The sequence below is a fragment of the Arsenophonus endosymbiont of Bemisia tabaci Q2 genome, assembly GCF_902713415.1.
GTDB lineage: Bacteria > Pseudomonadota > Gammaproteobacteria > Enterobacterales > Enterobacteriaceae > Arsenophonus.
On the sequence record NZ_CACTIE010000189.1, the window covers coordinates 1 to 2,122 of the forward strand.

The window sequence follows — 2,122 nt, forward strand, 5'->3', positions numbered from 1 at the left end:
CTATCCTGAAATTAGATCTCGATTATTTGGAAAAGCATGCTAAGTCAATGATAAGTCCAGTCGTTATCAGTAATATTGATGATTATCAGGGATTGACAATAGTTGCAACTGGTGAAGTAATCGTTCGAGTAACACCAATTTATGATGTATTGAAGTAATGTGTTTTATCATTATGATTTGATATGATAACCATATAATTAATAATGAATAAAAACGGGAAAGGTTATGAACCTCCCGTTTTTCCTTTATCAGCTTTTTATTGATTAAATAAAGCCTAACAATATATATTAATAAACGGTTGTTTCTAATTTGGATATCGTAGATGATAAAAGCGTTATTAACATGCTTTTTCATTGAGGAACTATGACAATGAATGAGGCAGATACTTGCCCAAGAAATTTCATTCGCCAGATTATTGAAGAAGATTTGGCTACAGGTAAGCATACTCATGTATATACCCGTTTTCCACCTGAACCTAATGGTTATTTACATATTGGTCATGCCAAATCAATCTGTTTGAATTTTGGTATTGCAGAGGATTATCAGGGTCAATGCAATTTGCGTTTTGATGATACTAATCCAGTTAAAGAAGATGTTGAATATGTTAATTCTATTCAAGAAGATGTGAAATGGTTAGGATTTAATTGGAGTGGTAACGTAAAATATTCGTCAGATTATTTTGATGACCTATATCAATATGCTATTGAGCTGATTAAAAAAGGCTTAGCTTATGTTGATGAATTAAGTCCTGATGCTATTCGTGAATATCGCGGAACTTTAAAGCAGTCAGGTAAAAATAGTCCATATCGTGATCGTACTATTGAGCAGAATTTGCAGCTATTTGACAAGATGCGAGTGGGTGGATTTGAAGAAGGAAAGGCCTGTCTACGTGCTAAAATTGATATGTCATCCTATTTTATTGTCATGCGCGATCCGGTGTTATATCGGATAAAATATGCTGAACACCACCAATCGGGTAATAAATGGTGTATTTATCCAATGTATGATTTTACTCATTGTATTTCGGACGCATTGGAGGGGATTACCCACTCACTTTGTACCCTGGAATTTCAAGATAATCGCCGGTTATATGATTGGATATTAGATAATATTAGCATTGATTGTCATCCAAGACAGTATGAGTTTTCGCGTCTAAATTTTGCTTATACGGTGATGTCAAAACGTAAACTAAATCAGTTAGTGGCGGAAAATAGGGTTGAAAACTGGGATGATCCCAGAATGCCAACCATTTCAGGTTTACGTCGTCGTGGTTATACGGCAGCGTCGATTCGTGAATTTTGTCGGCGTATTGGCGTGACTAAGCAAGATAATACTATTGAAATAGCAGCATTGGAATCTTGTATTCGTGATGATCTAAATGAAAATGCACCACGGCGAATGGCGGTATTAGATCCCATAAAGTTAGTGATTGAAAATATGTCTGCTGATGAGCAAATGCTGACGATGTATAATCACCCTAATAAACCTGAAATGGGCACTCGACAAGTGCCATTTAGTCGGGAACTTTATATCGATCGAGCTGATTTTCGTGAAGAAGCTAATCGGCAATATAAGCGCTTAGTTTTGGGTAAAGAAGTGCGTTTACGAAACGCTTATATTATACAAGCTAATCGGGTTGATAAAGATGCAGAAGGAAATATTACCACGATTTATTGTACTTATGATGCTGATACATTAAATAAAGATCCTGCTGATGGACGTAAAGTCAAAGGAGTTGTGCATTGGGTTAGTGCATCACATGCCTTGCCAGCAGAGATCCGATTGTATGATCGCTTATTTACTGTGCCTAATCCTGTCGCAGAAGAGGACTTTTTGCGTACTGTTAATCCTGATTCTTTAGTGATTCGTTATGGGTTTGTTGAACCAAGTTTAATTACCGCGCAACCAGAAAAAGCTTATCAGTTTGAACGCGAGGGTTATTTTTGTGCAGATAGCCATGATCATACAGCTAAGCAGCTGGTATTTAATCGCACTGTAGGCTTAAGAGATAGTTGGGCAAAAATAGCAAGCTAAGAAATTACCCGGCTAAGAGTTATGGTATAGCTGGACGACTTTAAAATAATTACAAATAATTACCTTATATCACTAAATTTATATTGGA

The 2,122-nt window shown here is 36.2% G+C and carries 1 protein-coding gene; it reads left to right on the forward strand.

The window, feature by feature from the left end:
* The first annotated feature begins 369 nt into the window (after positions 1 to 369).
* Positions 370 to 2,034, forward strand: coding sequence for a glutamine--tRNA ligase (gene glnS, locus ARSQ2_RS09595; protein WP_181995166.1), 1,665 nt, complete (start codon positions 370 to 372; stop codon positions 2,032 to 2,034).
* Positions 2,035 to 2,122: the final 88 nt, after the last annotated feature.

Coding starts and splice junctions, on each gene's coding strand:
- glnS (WP_181995166.1), top strand. CDS start 370: ATGAATGAGGCAGATACTTGCCCAAGAAATTTCATTCGCCAGATTATT.